Genomic DNA, 18,191 nt, shown 5'->3' with positions numbered 1-18,191 from the left:
CCCGCTCAGTGGGCGCGTGAAAGATACGCGTTGAAGCCGTGGTCGAGATAGGCATTGAGCGGCAGGTCGTCGCTAAGCATGGCGGCATCGATATCGGCGAGTTCGGCGGTGCGCTGCTGGTCTTCCCAGTACGCGATGCCGATCAGGCTCACCACCAGCGCGGCGAGCGGCCACGCGAGCGCGAAGCGGCGCAGCGACCAGCGGCGGCGCGGCTCGAAGCCTCTCTGCGGCAACCCGGCCGGCATGCCGGCGAACGCAGGCACGAACACCGGCGCGCTGACGGCTTCGGGCTTCTTGCGCGCCAACGCGGCGCGACGCGCGGCGGCGAGCCGGTCGACGGTGGCGGGAGGGAGGCTGGCGGTGTTTTCGTCGAGCGCGCGGCGCAGTCGACGCGCAAACTCGAGTTCTGTGTTTTCGAGGGAGCTCATAGCGTGATTCCTTTCGCCTTGAGCGCTTGCGCCAGCGTGTGGGTGGCCCGGGAGCAGTGCGTTTTCACACTGCCTTCGGAGCAGCCCATTGCGGCGGCAGTCTCGGCGACATCCATATCCTCCCAATAACGCATGAGAAACGCCTCCCGTTGACGTGCCGGTAATTTCTGGATCTCGTCGTCGATCAACTGCAGGACCTGCTCGCGCTCGAGCTTCTGCTCGTTGCTCTCGGCGCCAGCCGAACCCGCCTCGGCCTCGAAGGTTTCCAGCGGGTCGAATTCGTCGTCGTCGGCGTTGCCGAGCGACGAGAACAGACTAACCCAGGTATTGCGTACTTTGGCACGACGGAAGTAGTCGTGTGTCGCATTCTGCAGAATACGCTGAAACAGGAGGGGCAGTTCGGCGGCCGGGCGGTCGCCGTATTTCTCGGCGAGCTTGATCATCGCGTCCTGCACGATGTCGAGGGACGCATCGTCGTCCCGCACGGCGTAGACCGTCTGCTTGAACGCGCGCCTTTCGACGCCCGCCAGAAAATCGGCGAGTTCCTTGTCTGATGCCATCCGTGTGGGGTCGGCGCAGCAAGCGTGCGCGTAATCGGTCGAAAAATGTCGTAAAACTCGCGGATGCTAACAAATTTTTGCTCAGATTGGGGTGAAACTGCTGAACCTTGCAATTGCATGACAATCACATTCCGTCCGATCGCGTGCTCCTGCGGGTGTCCTAATGGCAATATTTTCTTGACCGCGAGCGCGCCAACAGCTATCGTCGCTGGTTCGCAACATAAGTGAGTTGTCTCAATTGAGGTGTGGCCCAAGAAGCCCGCCTGTCAACTGGACGCGCCGCTTGAACCCGAGCCACAAGCCCGGCAGAGAGCACCCGATCAATTTTTTGCCGAAAATTCGAAAGGTGAATCAATGAATATGCCCAGCGCGGAATTCTCCACGTCGGATACGACCCCCCCTCACGAAGCAGACTCTATCGGCGCCACCGTGCTCATGAAGGCACTGGCCGACGAAGACGTCGAATTCATCTGGGGCTATCCCGGCGGCTCGGTACTCTACATTTACGACGAGCTGTACAAGCAGGACAAGTTCCAGCACGTGCTGGTGCGCCACGAGCAGGCCGCCGTGCATGCTGCCGACGCCTATGCCCGCTCCACCGGCAAGGTCGGCGTTTGTCTCGTGACCTCCGGCCCCGGTGTCACCAATGCCGTGACCGGCATCGCCACCGCCTATATGGATTCGATCCCGATGGTCGTGATCAGCGGCCAGGTGCCGACTGCCGCGATCGGTCAGGACGCATTCCAGGAATGCGACACGGTCGGCATCACGCGTCCCTGCGTGAAGCACAACTTCCTCGTGAAGGACGTGCGCGATCTCGCCGCCACCGTCAAGAAAGCTTTCTACATCGCCCGTACCGGCCGTCCCGGCCCTGTGCTGATCGACATTCCGAAGGACGTGTCGAAGGCGGCGTGCCAATACGAGCCGATCAAGAGCGTGTCGCTGCGCTCATACAACCCGGTCACGAAGGGCCACTCCGGTCAGATCCGCAAGGCGGTGTCGCTGCTGCTGTCGGCGAAGCGCCCCTATATCTATACCGGCGGCGGCATCGTGCTCGCGGACGCGTCGCGTGAGCTGAACCAGTTTGCCGATCTGCTTGGCTATCCGGTCACCAATACGCTGATGGGCCTTGGCGGCTACCGCTCGAGCGACAAGAAATTCCTCGGCATGCTCGGCATGCACGGTACGTACGAAGCCAACATGGCGATGCAGCACTGCGACGTGCTGATCGCCATCGGCGCGCGTTTCGACGACCGCGTGATCGGCGATCCGAATCACTTCGCGTCGCGGCCGCGCAAGATCATCCATATCGACATCGATCCTTCTTCCATTTCCAAGCGCGTCAAGGTCGACATTCCGATCGTCGGCGACGTGAAGGAAGTGCTGAAGGAACTGATCGAGCAGTTGCAGACGGCCGAGCATGGCCCCGACACCGCGGCGCTCGCCGAGTGGTGGAAGGACATCGAAGGCTGGCGCGCGAAAGACTGCCTGAAGTTCGACCGCAAGAGCGACATCATCAAGCCGCAGTACGTGGTCGAAAAGGCGTGGGAGCTGACCGACGGCAACGCGTTCGTGTGCTCCGACGTCGGCCAGCACCAGATGTGGGCCGCGCAGTTCTACAAGTTCAACAAGCCGCGTCGCTGGATCAACTCCGGTGGCCTCGGCACGATGGGCTTCGGCTTGCCTGCCGCGATGGGCGTGAAGATGGCCCATCCGGACGACGACGTGCTGTGCATCACGGGCGAAGGCTCGATCCAGATGTGCATCCAGGAGCTGTCGACCTGCAAGCAGTACGACCTGCCGATCAAGATTATTTCGCTGAACAACCGCTACCTGGGCATGGTGCGCCAGTGGCAGCAGATCGAATACAGCAAGCGCTATTCGCATTCGTACATGGATGCGCTGCCGGACTTCGTGAAGCTCGCCGAAGCGTACGGTCACGTGGGCATGCGCATCGAGCGCACGGCCGATGTGGAGCCGGCGCTGAAGGAAGCGCTGCGCCTGAAGGATCGCACGGTGTTTCTCGACTTCCAGACCGATCCGACCGAAAACGTCTGGCCGATGGTTCAGGCCGGCAAGGGCATCACCGAGATGCTCATGGGTTCGGAAGATCTTTAACGACGGGGCGCACGGGTAACTCCAGCGCCGGCTTCGTGATGCGCGCCTTCACAAAAGGCGAAAGCAGACGAAGCGGCGCCGCTCCGCTCGCAGACATCGACACTACATCTGGAAGAAGCGAAACATGAGACACATCATTTCCGTCCTGCTGGAAAACGAACCGGGCGCATTGTCGCGCGTGGTGGGTCTGTTCTCGGCACGCGGCTACAACATTGAAACCTTGACGGTGGCTCCGACCGAAGACCGTTCGCTGTCGCGCATGACCATCGTCTCCGTTGGCTCGGACGACGTGATCGAACAGATCACGAAGCATCTGAACCGCCTGATCGAGGTGGTGAAAGTGGTCGACCTTACCGAGGGCGCCCACATCGAACGCGAGCTGATGCTGATCAAGGTGAGGGCGGTCGGCAAGGAACGTGAGGAGATGAAGCGGATGTCGGACATTTTCCGCGGCCGCATCATCGACGTCACCGAAAAGACCTACACGATCGAACTGACGGGGGCGAGCGACAAGCTCGACGCCTTCATCGAGGGGCTCGACTCCACGGCGATTCTCGAGACGGTCCGCACGGGCAGCTCGGGCATCGGTCGCGGCGAGCGCATTCTGAAGGTCTGACGTCACGATCGAACGGCCGGGCAACGCGGCATCGCCCAACCGGCAATAACAACATTCGCAGTACCTGAATTTTTCTGAATCATCGAATCTAGCCAAGGAACCGACATGAAAGTTTTCTACGACAAGGACGCCGATCTCTCCCTCATCAAGGGCAAGCAGGTCACCATCATCGGCTATGGCTCCCAAGGCCATGCGCACGCGCTGAACCTGAAGGAAAGCGGCGTGAACATCACGGTCGGTCTGCGCAAGGGCGGCGCATCGTGGAGCAAGGCTGAAAACGCTGGCCTGCAAGTCAAGGAAGTCGCGGAAGCGGTGAAGGGCGCGGACGTCGTGATGATGCTGCTGCCGGACGAGCAGATCGCCGACGTATACGCGAAGGAAGTTCACGCGAACATCAAGCAGGGCGCAGCGCTCGCTTTCGCGCACGGCTTCAACGTTCACTACGGCCAGGTGATCCCGCGCGCCGACCTCGACGTGATCATGATCGCGCCGAAGGCACCGGGCCACACGGTTCGCGGCACCTACTCGCAAGGTGGCGGCGTGCCGCACCTGATCGCGGTTGCCCAGGACAAGTCGGGCGCAGCGCGCGACATCGCGCTGTCGTACGCAGCGGCTAACGGCGGCGGCCGTGCCGGCATCATCGAAACGAACTTCCGCGAAGAAACCGAAACCGACCTGTTCGGCGAGCAGGCTGTGCTGTGCGGCGGTACCGTCGACCTGATCAAGGCTGGCTTCGAAACGCTGGTCGAAGCGGGCTACGCGCCGGAAATGGCGTACTTCGAGTGCCTGCACGAACTGAAGCTGATCGTCGACCTGATCTACGAAGGCGGCATCGCGAACATGAACTACTCGATCTCGAACAACGCCGAGTACGGCGAGTACGTGACGGGTCCGCGCATCGTGACCGCTGAAACGAAGAAGGCGATGAAGGCCGTGCTGACCGACATCCAGACCGGCGAATACGCGAAGAGCTTCATCATCGAAAACAAGGCTGGCGCACCGACGCTGCAATCGCGTCGCCGTCTGACGGCCGAGCACCAGATCGAGCAGGTTGGCTCGAAGCTGCGCGCAATGATGCCGTGGATCGCGAAGAACAAGCTCGTCGACCAGTCGAAGAACTAAGCGTCTCGACGTCACGAGGTCCGGCGCGGCGCCTTCAGCGCGGCGGCCGGACCAGTCAAAAAGCCGTCCAAGGGTGCTGAACCCTGGGCGGCTTTTGCTATCCTACGGTTTTACAAAAACACAGAAGCCATCCATGAATTACCCTCATCCGATCATCGCGCGAGAAGGCTGGCCGTTCATCGCCATCGCGGCCGTCGTTGCATTACTGGTTCACGCCTTCGCGGGGTTCGGCTTTGCGTGGCTCTTCTGGCTGATCCTGATCTTCATCGTGCAGTTCTTCCGCGATCCGGCGCGTCCGATTCCGACCCAGGCCAACGCGGTGCTGTGTCCCGCCGACGGTCGCATCGTCGCGGTGGAAACCGCGCATGACCCTTATGCGAATCGCGAAGCGCTGAAGATCAGCGTGTTCATGAACGTGTTCAACGTGCACTCGCAGCGCTCGCCGGTCGACGGCGCGATCTCGAAGGTCGAATACTTTCCCGGCGCGTATCTGAACGCCGCGGTCGATAAAGCCTCGCTCGAAAACGAACGCAACGCGGTCGTGATCGAGATGGCCGGCGGCCAGACGGTCACGTCGGTGCAGATCGCCGGGTTGATCGCACGGCGCATTCTTTGCTACGTCCGTGCCGGCGAGCCGCTGACCCGTGGCCAGCGCTACGGATTCATCCGCTTCGGTTCGCGCGTCGACGTGTATCTGCCGGTGGGCAGCCGCCCGCGCGTATCGATCGGCGAGAAGGTGTCGGCGTCGTCCACGATCCTCGCCGAGCTGTAAAGCGGCATACAGGAGGTTGTCCGAATGGCCGCATTCAAACCGCGTCGACCTCGCAGCAGCGGACCGCTGCCGCGTCCGTTTCGTCGCAACAAGCCGGTGGTCACGGAGTCGCCGGCCGTCGACAGCCGGCGCGCGCAGCGTCAGCAATTCCTCAGAAAGCGCGGCATCTACCTGCTGCCGAACGCGTTCACCACGGCCGCGCTGTTCTGCGGTTTCTTCGCCGTCGTGCAGGCGATGAACGTGCGCTTCGAGATCGCGGCGATCGCCATCTTCGTCGCTATGGTGCTCGATGGCATGGACGGCCGCGTCGCGCGCATGACGCATACGCAAAGCGCGTTCGGCGAGCAGTTCGACAGCCTGTCGGACATGGTGTCGTTCGGGGTTGCGCCCGCGCTCGTGATGTACGAGTGGATACTGAAAGACCTCGGCCGGTGGGGCTGGCTCGCGGCGTTCGTCTATTGCTCCGGCGCGGCGCTGCGGCTCGCGCGTTTCAATACGAACATCGGCGTGGTCGACAAGCGTTTTTTCCAGGGCATGCCGAGCCCGGCCGCGGCGGCGCTGATCGCCGGTTTCGTGTGGCTCGCCACCGACAACCGCGTGCCGCTGAAGCTCGTTTGGCTGCCGTGGGTCGCGTTCGTGCTGACCATCTATGCGGGCGTGACGATGGTGTCGAACGCACCGTTCTACAGCGGCAAGGCGCTCGACGTGCGGCATCGCGTACCGTTCGGCGTGATCCTGCTGGTGGTGGTCGCGTTCGTGCTGGTGTCGTCCGACCCGCCGCTGATGCTGTTCGGTCTGTTCGTGCTGTACGGTCTGTCCGGCTACGTGTTCTGGGCGTATCAGGCGATGCGCGGCCGGGCCAATCCGGCGCGTTCGATGTCGCACGACCGGTGACGATTCGAACTTCGCTGCATCGCAGCGACATACCAAAAACGGCAGCCCACGTGCTGCCGTTTTTCGTTGGCTGATGCTGTTACGAGCCCGCTTCGGAGCGCGCCGCAGGCCGCCCTGGCGTGCATTGCGTGGTGGCTGGAATGCCGCTATAGTCGTCGGATCAGTGCGTTGGCGTGGCCGATTTTGCCGGGTCGGCGAGCCCGTTCGCTGCGCCGCGCCATCATGCGTGGTTCTCGCCCTTATGCGTTTTTGCGTTCCGTCCGCGCCGGCCGCGATCATCGCGATCGCCCTACCTTGCCAGCGGTGGCGCCCATCGTCCTATTCCAAAACCAAGTCCCACATCTGAACGACTCCCGAGGAGGCCCGACATGTCCGACAAACTGATCATTTTCGACACCACGCTGCGTGACGGCGAGCAATCGCCCGGCGCGTCGATGACGAAGGAAGAGAAGATCCGCATCGCCAAGCAACTCGAACGGATGAAAGTCGACGTGATCGAAGCGGGTTTCGCGGCCAGCTCGAACGGCGACTTCGACGCGATCCATACGATCGCCGGTCTGGTGAAAGACAGCACGATCTGCTCGCTTGCGCGCGCGAACGACAAGGACATTCAGAAGGCCGCCGACGCACTGAAACCGGCCGATCATTTCCGCATCCACACGTTCATCGCGACGTCGCCGCTTCACATGGAAAAGAAGCTGCGCATGACGCCCGAGCAGGTCTTCGAGCAAGCCAGGCTCGCGGTGCGTTTCGCGCGCAAGTTCACGGACAACGTCGAATTCTCGCCGGAAGACGGCAGCCGCTCGGATATGGACTTCCTGTGCCGTGTGCTGGAAGCGGTGATCGCCGAAGGCGCGACCACGATCAACATCGCGGACACGGTCGGCTACGGCGTGCCGGAGCTCTATGGCCAGCTCGTGAAGACGCTGCGCGAGCGCATTCCGAACTCGCACAAGGCGGTGTTCTCCGTGCATTGCCACAACGACCTCGGCATGGCGGTCGCGAATTCGCTCGCCGGCGTGCAGATCGGCGGCGCGCGCCAGGTCGAATGCACGATCAACGGTCTCGGCGAGCGCGCGGGCAATACGTCGCTCGAAGAAATCGTGATGGCGGTGAAGACCCGCAAGGATTACTTCGGACTCGAAGTCGGTCTCGATACGACTCAAATCGTGCCGGCCTCGAAGCTGGTGTCGCAGATCACTGGTTTCGTCGTGCAGCCGAACAAGGCCGTGGTCGGCGCGAACGCATTCGCGCACGCGTCGGGCATCCATCAGGACGGCGTGCTGAAGGCGCGCGACACCTACGAAATCATGCGTGCGGAAGACGTGGGTTGGACCGCGAACAAGATCGTGCTCGGCAAGCTGTCGGGCCGCAATGCGTTCAAACAGCGTCTGCAGGAGCTCGGCATCGCGCTCGACAGTGAAGCCGAACTGAATACCGCGTTCGCGCGTTTCAAGGAACTTGCGGATCGCAAGGCGGAGATTTTCGACGAAGACATCATCGCGATCGTCAACGAGGAATCGGCCGAAGCGCACGAGAAGGAACACTACAAATTCCTGTCGATGTCGCAGCATTCGGAAACCGGCGAGCAGCCGCACGCGAAGGTCGTGTTCTCGGTAGAGGGCAAAGAGATCACCGGCGAAGCACGCGGCAACGGCCCGGTCGACGCCACGCTCAACGCGATCGAAACGGAAGTGGGCAGCGGCTCCGAGCTGCTGCTGTACTCGGTCAACGCGATCACGACCGGCACTCAGGCACAAGGCGAAGTGACCGTGCGGTTGTCGAAGAGCGGGCGCATCGTCAACGGCACCGGCACCGATCCGGATATCGTCGCGGCGTCCGCGAAGGCGTATTTCTCGGCGCTCAACAAACTCTATTCGAATGCGGACAAGTTGAATCCGCAGCGCTCGGAGTAACGCGAACATGGCGCGCCGGTAGCGCGCAATCTCGACGGTGAATCGAAGGAGAAGCCCCGCAATGCCTGGCACGCGGGGCTTTTTTTCGCGGTCATCGCGCGGGCGCGATGACCCGATACGCGGGGACTACTCCGCTGTCGTGCGCCGCAGCGACCAGCCGCTCGTTGCGCGCGCCTGCTCGCGGACCTGATATCTGAGGTCGACGGTGATTCCGCGGCGGGGCGCATCCGCGACGAACGCATCCAGCAGTTCGCGCACGTCGTGATCGACGAAATCGGCGCGTGTCGCGTCGACGATGACGGTGGCGCCATCCGGAATCTGCTGCAGATAGTGCTTGAGCGGCACCTTGCCGAGAAACGACACGTCCTTGCGAAACGACAGCAGGTAGTGATCGCCATGCTGCGCGAGCACGATCGGGCCGCGCAGGTTTGCGTACAGCGCGAACAGCATGCTGCACAGTATGCCGAGCACGATACCGATCAGCAGATCGGTGACGAGCACACCGACGACCGTGACGATAAACGGTGCGAACGGCGCGAATCCCTGTCGCGCGAGCCCGGCGAACAACGACGGCTTGGCGAGTTTGAACCCGGTGAAGATCAGGATCGCGGCAAGGCAGGCGAGCGGGATCAGGTTGATCACGCTGGTGAGCGCGAACACGCTGACGAGAAGCAACACGCCATGAACGATCGCTGAGAGCCGGCTTTTTGCGCCGGCATGCACGTTCGCGGAGCTACGCACGATCACCGCGGTGATCGGCAGGCCACCGATCGCACCCGCGATCAGATTGCCCACGCCCTGCGCCTTCAGTTCGCGATCGGGCGGTGCGCGGCGGCGTTCCGGATCGATCTGTTCGACCGCTTCGAGGCTCAGTAGCGTTTCGAGACTTGCGAGGATGGCGATCGTGATCGCAACGCGCCATATGTCTGGATTGATGAGCTGGGCGAACCGTGGTCCGAAGTCGGCCGACGTGAGCACGGCTTGCAGTGCCGCGAACGATTCGAGCGACGGCAACGCGACCCGCCGTTCGGCGGCCGGTGCCAGCGATGGCGCGACGAGATCGAGAGCAAGCGTCGCGCCGATGCCGAGCAGCACCACCGCGAGCGGCGCCGGCATGATGCGCACGACAGCGAAGCGGCGCAGCGCGCGGGTTTCCCAGCCGGCGAGGATCGCTAGCGACAGCAGCGTGATCAGCACGGCGGTCAGCGAGATTGGGCCGAGCGGCGTTGCGAGCGCCGCCGCCGAGTGGGCGGAATGAGCGGTGCCGGACAGCCCCAGCGCTACGGGAAACTGCTTGAGGATCAACAGCACGCCGATGGCCGCGAGCATCCCCTTGATCACCGGCGACGGCACGTAGGCGGCGAACCGGCCAGCCCTGAGCATGCCGAAGCCGAACTGGATGACGCCCGACAGCAGCACAGCCAGCAGGAAAGCGGAAAAGCCGCCAAGCCGCGCGATGCCGTCGACGACGATCACGACGAGGCCCGCGGCCGGGCCGCTCACGCTCAGGCGCGAGCCGCTCAGCGCGGCAACCACGAGCCCGCCAATGATGCCCGACACCAGTCCGGCAAATGGGTCGACGCCCGATGCGTGAGCAATGCCGAGGCAAAGCGGCAGCGCCACCAGAAAAACGGCCGTTCCGGCGAGCACGTCGCGCTGGAGCGCGGAGAAGGGGGTTTGAGTATCCATGGAGTCCAGAAGCGAGAGGTGGGGCGGCGGGCGACGAACAGGGGGCTCGATGAGGATTCCGCTGTCGGCTCCGTCCGCGGTTCGAATCGCGGGTGCGACGCGCTTCGCTAGGCCGCGCTGTGCGCGGCGGTCGGGCATGTCATCGCGTCGTCGGCGCTGTAGCCGGAGGTGAGAACCTTGATGCGCCCGTCGTCGAGCGCAAAGATCCAGCCGTGCACGAGCGGCGCCGGATCACTCTCGTGCACGATCGGGCTCGCCCGTAGCTGCCGCACCTGTTCGAGCACGTTCAGCTCGGCGAGGCGGTTGACGCGATCCGATTCGGTCGCCGCGCCGTCCAGTTCCGGGTGATGCGTTTGCGCGAGCGCGCAGAGCGGCGCGATACGCCGGTTTACATGGGGCAGCGCGGGGTCCGGGGGCAGCAGCGCGGCGCGCACGCCGCCGCAGCCATAGTGTCCTCAGACGATCACGTGGCCGACTTTGAGCACTCTCACCGCGTATTCGAGGACGCTCGCGACGTTGTCGTCGCCGGGATCAAACAGGTTGGCGATGTTGCGATGGACGAACAGATCGCCGGGCTCGCAATGCGTGATCGTTTCGGCGGGCACTCGGCTGTCCGCACAGCCTATCCACAGAATGTGTGGATTCTGTCCGCGCATGAGGTCGCGAAAGAATGCCGGATTGCGCGTCGCGGTTTCATGGGCCCACGCGACGTTGGCGACCAGCAGGTGTTTGGGGCGGTTCATCGTAGCAGCTCCGTAACAGAGGCAATTGACCTGGCACCGGACCGGAACCGCAGTTGCGCGGTCGATCGTCAGGCGGTGCACGAACGGTGTTTACAATAACCTTTCTTTTGCGAAGTTGTTGACGTGAACAGGATAAAATTCGTCTTTATGCTTAGAGAATAAAAAAGCTGCCTACGGAAGGCAGCTTTATTGAGATAGCGTTCTTCCTTCGAAGATCGCGCTCAGCATTCAGAACAGGCTGCGGCGGTCGGGCTCGTGCAGCGGGTCGGGGGTCTTCTGCATGAGGCGCAAGATGCCCTGGTCATCGAAGTAGAAGCTGTACAGCATGTACCAGACGTTGTCCTCGAGATAGCGATAGGTCCAGACTTCGCGCCTCATCATCGGGAAGTACGACGTTTCGACCGGACGGCCGAAGTTCACCAGTACGTCGCTGCGCGTCCATTTGCCGATCTCGGCGCGGTAGAACTCGTTGGGTTGCAACACCTGGCGCATGTTGACGACCTTGCCGGCCGCGTCGATGTCGGCGGCGGTGGTGGTTTCGCCCATCGGTTGGGTCGGCCACATCAGGCGCTTGCCGCCGTCGGGCAGGTCGTAGGTTTCGCGCGGCGGTCCGAGCCGCGCGATCACCGTCGATGCATCCGCTCCCTGTTGATACTGCTGCCACGGCTGGGCGCAGCCGGCGAGCGCGAGCACGCTCAGGCAAACGAACGCGGCGCGCCGCAGACTCGCGCCGGCCGGGGTTGTGATAGAGGCCGCCGTGCGGTGATGGCGGTTCGACATGTATTCCTCCGATGGCGTTTGAATAGCGGTTCTTATCATCGAGACCCACCATTTTGACACGCGCCGTGGCGGAAGAATGGCGCCACCCGAACGTGGGTCGCCTCCAAAGGAGAACGGATGCGCCGGCTTGCCTATTCCGTGCGCGTGGTTCTATGATCCGCGCTTCGAAGATTCAGGCAGGACGACCATGACGGCGGTGTGGCAACGGGCGGCGGCGATTGCGCTGACGACGATCTCAATTTCGGCGGTGGCCGTTGGCGTGGCTCAGGCGACGAGTTCGGGGGTGAATCCGACCGGCAAACCCACGGGCACCCCGATCCGGCTCGCGCTGATCGAAGGCATGTCCGGCCCGTTCGCGAACGCGGGCGCGGCGGTCGAGCGCAATCTGCGTTTCGGCGTCGAGCAGGTCAACGCGCGCGGCGGCGTGACGCTCGCGGACGGCGCGCATCCGTTCGAACTCGTCGTGCTCGACAGCAAGGGCAGCGCGGAGGAAGCGCTGACGCAAATGCGCGCAGCCGCGGATCGCCATATCGGCTACATCCTGCAGGGCAATAGCTCGGCGGTCGCCGCGGCGCTCATCGGCGCGATCGACAAGCAGAACAGCCGCGAGCCGGACAACCGGGAACTGTTCCTGAACTACTCGGCCGACGACCCCGCGCTCACCAACGCGAGCTGCAGCTTCTGGCACTTCCGCTTCGACGCGCACGCGGGCATGCGGATGGCCGCGCTCGCCGAGGTGATCGAACGCGACAAGACGGTGAAAAAGGTCTACCTGCTGAACCAGGACTACAGCTTCGGCCACGACGTGAGCAGCCTCGCGCGCTCGACGCTCGCGGCGAAGCGCCCCGACATCGCGGTGGTCGGCGACGAATTTCACCCGATCGGTCGAGTGAAGGACTTTGCGCCGTACATCGCGAAGATCCGCGCGAGCGGCGCGGACGCCGTGATCACCGGCAACTGGGGCAACGACCTGACGTTGCTCGTGAAGGCGGCGCGCGAGCAGGGCCTCGACACGAAGTTCTACACGTTTTATGGCAACAGCCTCGGGGCGCCGGCCGCCCTCGGCGACGCGGGCGTGGGTCACGTGATCGCCGTGGCCGAGTGGCATCCGAACGTCGGCGGCGCGCCCTCCGATGCATGGTACGCGGCGTTCCGCGCGCGCTATCCGGCCGCGCAGGACGACTATCCGGTGCTGCGTATGCCACTGCTGCTCGACACACTCGCCGCCGCGATGAACCGCGCCGGCAGCGCCGATCCGACGGCGGTCGCGAAAGCGCTCGAGGCAATCCGCTTCGACAACGGTTTTCACGCATCCTGGATGCGCGCCGACGACCATCAGCTGATCCAGCCCCTTTACGTGATGCAGATGGACAAAGCCGGCACACCCGGCGTGCATTTCGATAACGAAGGTTCCGGCTACGGCTTTCGCACGGTGCTGGCGCTATCAGCCGAGCGCACGGTATTGCCGACGGTCTGTCGGATGCGGCGCCCCTGAGCGACGCGCGATTCGCCTTGCTAGTGCGGGCTTCGCGGCAGAAGTCGGCTGTGCTACAATACGCGTCCCGTTGTTCGGCTGGGTTCTCATTCAGCTAATTCAGCCACGAACGGGGCTCAGTAAATTGTGAAACGGGTATCCCACGGCACGGCCTTTCTTCCGTGACCGCCTGTCCAGTTATCAAGGAAATTGACATGTCCGCAGTTGAAGCAAGCAAGAAGTCCGAAGTCGTCGCGCAATTCGCACGCGCAGCTAACGACACCGGCTCCCCCGAAGTTCAGGTCGCGCTGCTCACGACCCGTATCAACGAACTGACCTCCCACTTCAAGGAGCACACGAAGGATCACCACAGCCGCCGCGGTCTGCTGCGCATGGTGAGTCGCCGTCGCAAGCTGCTCGACTACCTGAAGGGTAAGGACGCGGATCGGTACCGCAGCCTGATCGAGAAGCTGGGTCTGCGTAAGTAATCGGCCAGTCGTTCAGCAAGATGCCTGTGTCAGTTTCGCTGATACAGGCATTTTGTTTTTGCACGGCGCGCTTCGTGTAACGCGCACCGCCTGTGATCCGCGGCGTATGCCGGTTCGCGCGGCGTCCACGGGCAAGCGTAGTAGCAGTAGCAGAGCAGCAGTAGAAAAGCAGTAACAGGAAACAAGGCCGGGCTTCAGGGCAGAGTTTTGTGTCATTCCAGCGGTTCGCGCGCGCGTGCAGCACGTGACTCTCTGGAATGGCATAGCACGACTCTTCCCATGCGGCGCCGGCCCCGGCGTTGCCGCGCCGCTTCCGGTCCGCGCGGCATTACGATGAGGAAAAGCAATGACTATGTTCAATAAGATCGTCAAAGAGTTTAAGTGGGGGCAGCACAACGTTCGCCTCGAAACCGGTGAAATCGCTCGCCAGGCGAGCGGCGCGGTGATCGTCGACGTCGAAGACACCGTGGTGCTCGCCACCGTGGTCGGCGCGAAGACCGCGAAGCCGGGCCAGGACTTCTTCCCCCTCACCGTCGATTACATCGAAAAGACCTACGCCGCCGGCAAGATCCCGGGTGGCTTCTTCCGTCGCGAAGGCCGTCCGTCGGAGGGCGAGACGCTGATCTCGCGACTGATCGACCGTCCGCTGCGCCCGCTCTTCCCGGAAGGCTTCTACAACGAAGTGCAGGTCGTGATTCACGTGCTGTCGCTGAATCCGGAAATCCCCGCCGACATCCCGGCGCTGATCGGCGCATCGGCGGCGCTCGCGGTGTCCGGCCTGCCGTTCAATGGCCCCGTCGGCGCGGCACGCGTGGCCTACATCAACAACGAATACGTGCTGAATCCGACGCGTCCGCAGATGAAGGAATCGGCGCTCGACCTCGTCGTCGCCGGTACGGAACGCGCGGTGCTGATGGTCGAATCGGAAGCGCAGCAGCTGAGCGAAGAGGTGATGCTCGGCGCCGTCGTGTTCGGTCATGAGCAGATGCAGACCGCGATCGACGCGATCCACGAACTAGTCCGCGAAGGCGGCAAGCCCGAGTGGGACTGGCAGCCGGCCGCGAAGAACGAAGCGCTGATCGCGCGCGTCACGGAACTCGCGCAAGCCGATCTGCTCGCCGCTTACCAGATCCGCGACAAGCAGGCTCGCTCGACCAAGCTGAAGGAAGTCTACGCGGCGACCTCGGCGAAGCTCGAAGAAGAAGCGGCGGCAGCCGGTACCGTGGCGGCCGACAAAGCGTCGGTCGGCAACGTGCTGTTCGACATCGAAGCGAAGATCGTCCGTACCCAGATCCTGAACGGCGAGCCGCGTATCGACGGCCGCGACACGCGCACCGTGCGCCCGATCGAAATCCGCACCGGCGTGCTGCCGCGTACCCACGGCTCGGCGCTGTTCACGCGCGGCGAGACGCAGGCGCTGGTGGTCGCGACGCTCGGCACGAAGGGCGACGAGCAGAGCATCGACGCGCTGGAAGGCGAGTACCGCGAACGCTTCATGCTCCACTACAACATGCCTCCGTTCGCGACCGGCGAAACGGGCCGCGTCGGTTCGCCGAAGCGCCGTGAAATCGGTCACGGCCGTCTCGCCAAGCGCGCGCTCGTCGCGTGCCTGCCGAGCGCCGACGAATTCGGCTACTCGATCCGTGTCGTCTCGGAAATCACCGAGTCGAACGGTTCGTCGTCGATGGCTTCGGTGTGCGGCGGCTGCCTCGCGCTGATGGACGCCGGCGTGCCGATGAAGGCTCACGTCGCCGGTATCGCGATGGGCCTGATTCTCGAAGGCAACCGCTTCGCGGTGCTGACCGACATCCTCGGCGACGAAGATCACCTCGGCGACATGGACTTCAAGGTCGCGGGTACGGAACAAGGCGTGACCGCGCTGCAGATGGACATCAAGATCCAGGGCATCACGAAGGAAATCATGCAGGTCGCGCTCGCGCAGGCTAAGGAAGGCCGCATGCACATTCTCGGCAAGATGACCTCGGCCGTGGCAGGCGCGAACACCCAGCTGTCGGAGTTCGCACCGCGCATGATCACGATCAAGATCAACCCGGAAAAGATCCGCGACGTGATCGGCAAGGGCGGCTCGGTGATCCGTGCGCTGACCGAAGAAACCGGCACGACGATCGACATTTCGGACGACGGCGTCGTCACGATCGCGAGCACGAACAGCGAAGGCATGGCCGAAGCGAAGCGTCGTATCGAAGCGATCACGATGGAAGTCGAAGTGGGCCAGGTGTACGAAGGCACCGTGCTCAAGCTGCTCGACTTCGGCGCGATCGTGAACATCCTGCCGGGTAAGGACGGTCTGCTGCATATTTCCGAGATCGCGAACGAGCGCATCAAGGACATCAACGACTATCTGAAGGATGGCCAGCAGGTGAAGGTCAAGGTCATCCAGACGGACGAGAAGGGTCGTGTGCGTCTGTCGGCGAAGGCACTGCTGAACGACGCGCCGCAAGGCGAACCGACGCCGCAGTAAGTCGGTAACGGACAAACGGCCGGCCGTGTTATGCACGCCGGCCGTTTTTCATGCAGGATGGATTGCGTTGCGTATTCGAATCGCAGCGCTACGGCGGACGGCAGCAACGGGTAGGCAACGCAATCCAATCTTGGAGTTGACGCAGATGAAAGCGATCGAAATCACTGAATTCGGTGCCCCGGAAGTCCTCAAGCTGGCGGAGCGTCCGACGCCGCAGCTCAAGGCTGGCGAGGTGCTGATCAAGGTGGCGGCATCCGGCATCAATCGTCCGGACGTGTTTCAGCGCAAGGGCGGCTATGCGCCGCCGCCGGGAGCGTCGGATCTGCCGGGGCTGGAGGTGGCGGGCGAGATCGTCGGCGGCACGATCGAAGCGAAGAACAATCCGTTCGGTCTGAAGATTGGCGACCGCGTTTGCGCGCTGCTCGCGGGCGGCGGCTATGCCGAGTATGCGGCGGCGCCGCTTCTGCAATGCCTGCCCGTGCCGGCGGGATTGTCGGACGTCGAAGCGGCTTCGCTGCCCGAGACTTTCTTCACGGTGTGGAGCAACGTGTTCAATCGCGCGCAGCTCGGCCAGGGTGAGGGCGGCGCGAACGAAACGCTGCTCGTGCAGGGCGGATCGAGCGGCATCGGCGTGACGGCGATCCAGATTGCGCACGCGCTGGGCTTCCGTGTGTTCGCCACCGCAGGCTCGGACGACAAGTGCCGCGCGTGCGAAGCGCTCGGCGCCGAACGGGCGATCAACTACAGGACTGAGGATTTCGTCGAAGTCATCAAGTCGCTGACCAACGATCGTGGCGTCGACGTGATCCTCGACATGGTCGCGGGCAGCTACGTGCCGCGCGAACTGTCGGCGCTCGCCGACGGTGGCCGCATCGTGCTGATTGCGCTGCTCGGCGGCGCGAAGGCGGAGCTGAACCTGAACGAAGTGCTGCGTCGCCGCCTGACCGTTACCGGTTCGACACTGCGGCCACGGCCGATCGAGTTCAAGGCACAGATCGCCGCGCAATTGAAAGAGCGCGTATGGCCGCATCTCGAAGCCGGGCGCATCAAGCCGGTCGTGCATCGCGTGTTTCCCGCCGCCCAGGCTGCCGACGCGCATACGCTGATGGAAAGCAGCACCCACGTCGGCAAGATCGTGTTGACGTGGGGTCAGGAGGCTTGACACCATCGGTTTGACCCGATCCACCCCACGCAGTAAAATTGCGCGTTTTGCGCGCGCCGGAGCAGGTCGGACTGGCAAGACAGGACAATACGAGACGATGTCTAATCAACAACGAGCCAAACTGGTAGTCGGTAACTGGAAGATGCATGGGCGGCTCGCCGCGAACGCCGCGTTGTTGCGCGCAGTCGTGCAGGGCGCCAATGAATTGCCGGCCGACGTGCGCGTCGGTGTCTGCGTGCCGAGCCTCTATGTCGCGCAGGCGCAGTCGCTGCTCGAAGGCAGCCCGGTCGTGTGGGGTGTGCAGGACGTGTCCGCGTTCACGCATGGCGCCTATACCGGCGAAGTGGCTGCGCCAATGGTGACGGACTTCGGTGCCACGTTTGCGATCGTCGGGCATTCGGAGCGGCGCGCGTATCACCGCGAAAGCGCCGAGCTGGTCGCGGTGAAAGCGCAGCGTGTGCTCGAGGCGGGTTTGACGCCGATCGTGTGCGTCGGCGAAACGCTCGAAGAACGCGAGGCTGGTTCGACCGAGCAGGTCGTCGGCGGTCAGCTCGACGAAGTGCTCGCGAAGCTGTCGTCTCAGGACGCGGCTCGCCTCGTCGTCGCGTATGAGCCGGTGTGGGCAATTGGCACCGGCAAGAGCGCATCGGCGGCACAGGCGCAGGCCGTGCATGCGTTCCTGCGTGCTCGTCTCGCGGCAAAGGGTGCGGCAGACGTACCGTTGCTGTACGGCGGCAGCGTGAAACCGGACAACGCGGAAGAACTGTTCCGTCAGAACGATATCGACGGCGGCCTGATCGGCGGCGCGTCGTTGAAAGATCAGGATTTCCTGGCGATCTGCAAGGCGGCCGCTGCGACCAGCGTGGCGGGTTAAGCAGGGCGTCTCGACGAGGATGACTCCTTTTCGCGCAACACACAGTGTGCGGCGCGGTTAAATAAAGACTCAG

General features: G+C 63.3%; 15 protein-coding genes and 1 pseudogene. 11 read left to right on the top strand and 5 right to left on the bottom strand.

The window, feature by feature from the left end:
* Positions 1-5: 5 nt before the first annotated feature.
* Positions 6-428, bottom strand: a complete 423-nt coding sequence (locus G5S42_RS24585; protein ID WP_176109136.1) for a DUF3619 family protein — start codon at positions 426-428, stop codon at positions 6-8.
* Positions 425-988, bottom strand: a complete 564-nt coding sequence (locus G5S42_RS24580) for an RNA polymerase sigma factor (protein WP_008920621.1) — start codon at positions 986-988, stop codon at positions 425-427. The genes G5S42_RS24585 and G5S42_RS24580 overlap by 4 nt, the downstream gene beginning before the upstream one ends.
* Before the next feature lie 354 nt (positions 989-1,342).
* On the opposite strand from G5S42_RS24580, the gene G5S42_RS24575 reads away from it, so the two are divergent.
* From G5S42_RS24575 to G5S42_RS24550, 6 genes are all read left to right on the top strand, one after another.
* Positions 1,343-3,106 (top strand): acetolactate synthase 3 catalytic subunit, encoded by a 1,764-nt coding sequence (locus tag G5S42_RS24575; protein WP_176109135.1) that lies wholly within the window; start codon positions 1,343-1,345, stop codon positions 3,104-3,106.
* A gap of 124 nt (positions 3,107-3,230) precedes the next feature.
* Positions 3,231-3,722, top strand: coding sequence for an acetolactate synthase small subunit (ilvN, locus tag G5S42_RS24570; protein WP_008920618.1), 492 nt, complete (start codon positions 3,231-3,233; stop codon positions 3,720-3,722).
* A gap of 105 nt (positions 3,723-3,827) precedes the next feature.
* A complete protein-coding gene (ilvC, locus tag G5S42_RS24565) occupies positions 3,828-4,844 on the top strand; it encodes a ketol-acid reductoisomerase (protein WP_008920617.1) in 1,017 nt (338 codons plus the stop codon).
* A gap of 133 nt (positions 4,845-4,977) precedes the next feature.
* The gene (locus tag G5S42_RS24560) at positions 4,978-5,616 is read left to right on the top strand and encodes a phosphatidylserine decarboxylase (RefSeq protein WP_018420001.1); all 639 of its coding nucleotides are present in this window, start codon (positions 4,978-4,980) and stop codon (positions 5,614-5,616) included.
* A gap of 24 nt (positions 5,617-5,640) precedes the next feature.
* Positions 5,641-6,510: a CDP-diacylglycerol--serine O-phosphatidyltransferase gene (gene pssA, locus G5S42_RS24555; RefSeq protein ID WP_176109134.1), complete on the top strand. Its 870-nt coding sequence runs from the start codon at positions 5,641-5,643 to the stop codon at positions 6,508-6,510.
* Between the two features lie 368 nt (positions 6,511-6,878).
* Positions 6,879-8,426 (top strand): 2-isopropylmalate synthase, encoded by a 1,548-nt coding sequence (locus G5S42_RS24550; RefSeq protein WP_176109133.1) that lies wholly within the window; start codon positions 6,879-6,881, stop codon positions 8,424-8,426.
* A 126-nt stretch (positions 8,427-8,552) separates the two neighbouring features.
* On the opposite strand, the gene G5S42_RS24545 is transcribed toward G5S42_RS24550, so the two are convergent.
* The 3 genes and pseudogenes from G5S42_RS24545 to G5S42_RS24535 form a co-directional block, all read right to left on the bottom strand.
* Positions 8,553-10,115, bottom strand: a complete 1,563-nt coding sequence (locus G5S42_RS24545) for a SulP family inorganic anion transporter (RefSeq protein ID WP_176109132.1) — start codon at positions 10,113-10,115, stop codon at positions 8,553-8,555.
* Between the two features lie 107 nt (positions 10,116-10,222).
* Positions 10,223-10,858: pseudogene (locus tag G5S42_RS24540) on the bottom strand (carbonic anhydrase).
* Between the two features lie 228 nt (positions 10,859-11,086).
* The gene (locus tag G5S42_RS24535) at positions 11,087-11,638 is read right to left on the bottom strand and encodes a hypothetical protein (protein ID WP_176109131.1); all 552 of its coding nucleotides are present in this window, start codon (positions 11,636-11,638) and stop codon (positions 11,087-11,089) included.
* A gap of 187 nt (positions 11,639-11,825) precedes the next feature.
* On the opposite strand from G5S42_RS24535, the gene G5S42_RS24530 reads away from it, so the two are divergent.
* The 5 genes from G5S42_RS24530 (at position 11,826) to tpiA (ending at position 18,118) form a co-directional block, all read left to right on the top strand.
* The gene (locus G5S42_RS24530; RefSeq protein WP_176109130.1) at positions 11,826-13,133 is read left to right on the top strand and encodes a branched-chain amino acid ABC transporter substrate-binding protein; all 1,308 of its coding nucleotides are present in this window, start codon (positions 11,826-11,828) and stop codon (positions 13,131-13,133) included.
* A gap of 194 nt (positions 13,134-13,327) precedes the next feature.
* A complete protein-coding gene (rpsO, locus tag G5S42_RS24525) occupies positions 13,328-13,600 on the top strand; it encodes a 30S ribosomal protein S15 (RefSeq protein WP_008920609.1) in 273 nt (90 codons plus the stop codon).
* Positions 13,601-13,946: 346 nt separating this feature from the next.
* On the top strand, positions 13,947-16,082 hold the full coding sequence (pnp, locus tag G5S42_RS24520) for a polyribonucleotide nucleotidyltransferase (protein WP_176109129.1): 2,136 nt from the start codon (positions 13,947-13,949) through the stop codon (positions 16,080-16,082).
* Between the two features lie 145 nt (positions 16,083-16,227).
* The gene (locus tag G5S42_RS24515; protein WP_176109128.1) at positions 16,228-17,244 is read left to right on the top strand and encodes an NAD(P)H-quinone oxidoreductase; all 1,017 of its coding nucleotides are present in this window, start codon (positions 16,228-16,230) and stop codon (positions 17,242-17,244) included.
* A 97-nt stretch (positions 17,245-17,341) separates the two neighbouring features.
* On the top strand, positions 17,342-18,118 hold the full coding sequence (gene tpiA, locus G5S42_RS24510; RefSeq protein WP_176109127.1) for a triose-phosphate isomerase: 777 nt from the start codon (positions 17,342-17,344) through the stop codon (positions 18,116-18,118).
* Positions 18,119-18,191 lie beyond the last annotated feature (73 nt).

This window comes from Paraburkholderia youngii (assembly GCF_013366925.1).
GTDB lineage: Bacteria > Pseudomonadota > Gammaproteobacteria > Burkholderiales > Burkholderiaceae > Paraburkholderia > Paraburkholderia youngii.
The sequence above is the reverse complement of the archived record's forward strand: the minus strand, read 5'-3'. Positions and strand labels throughout refer to the sequence as shown.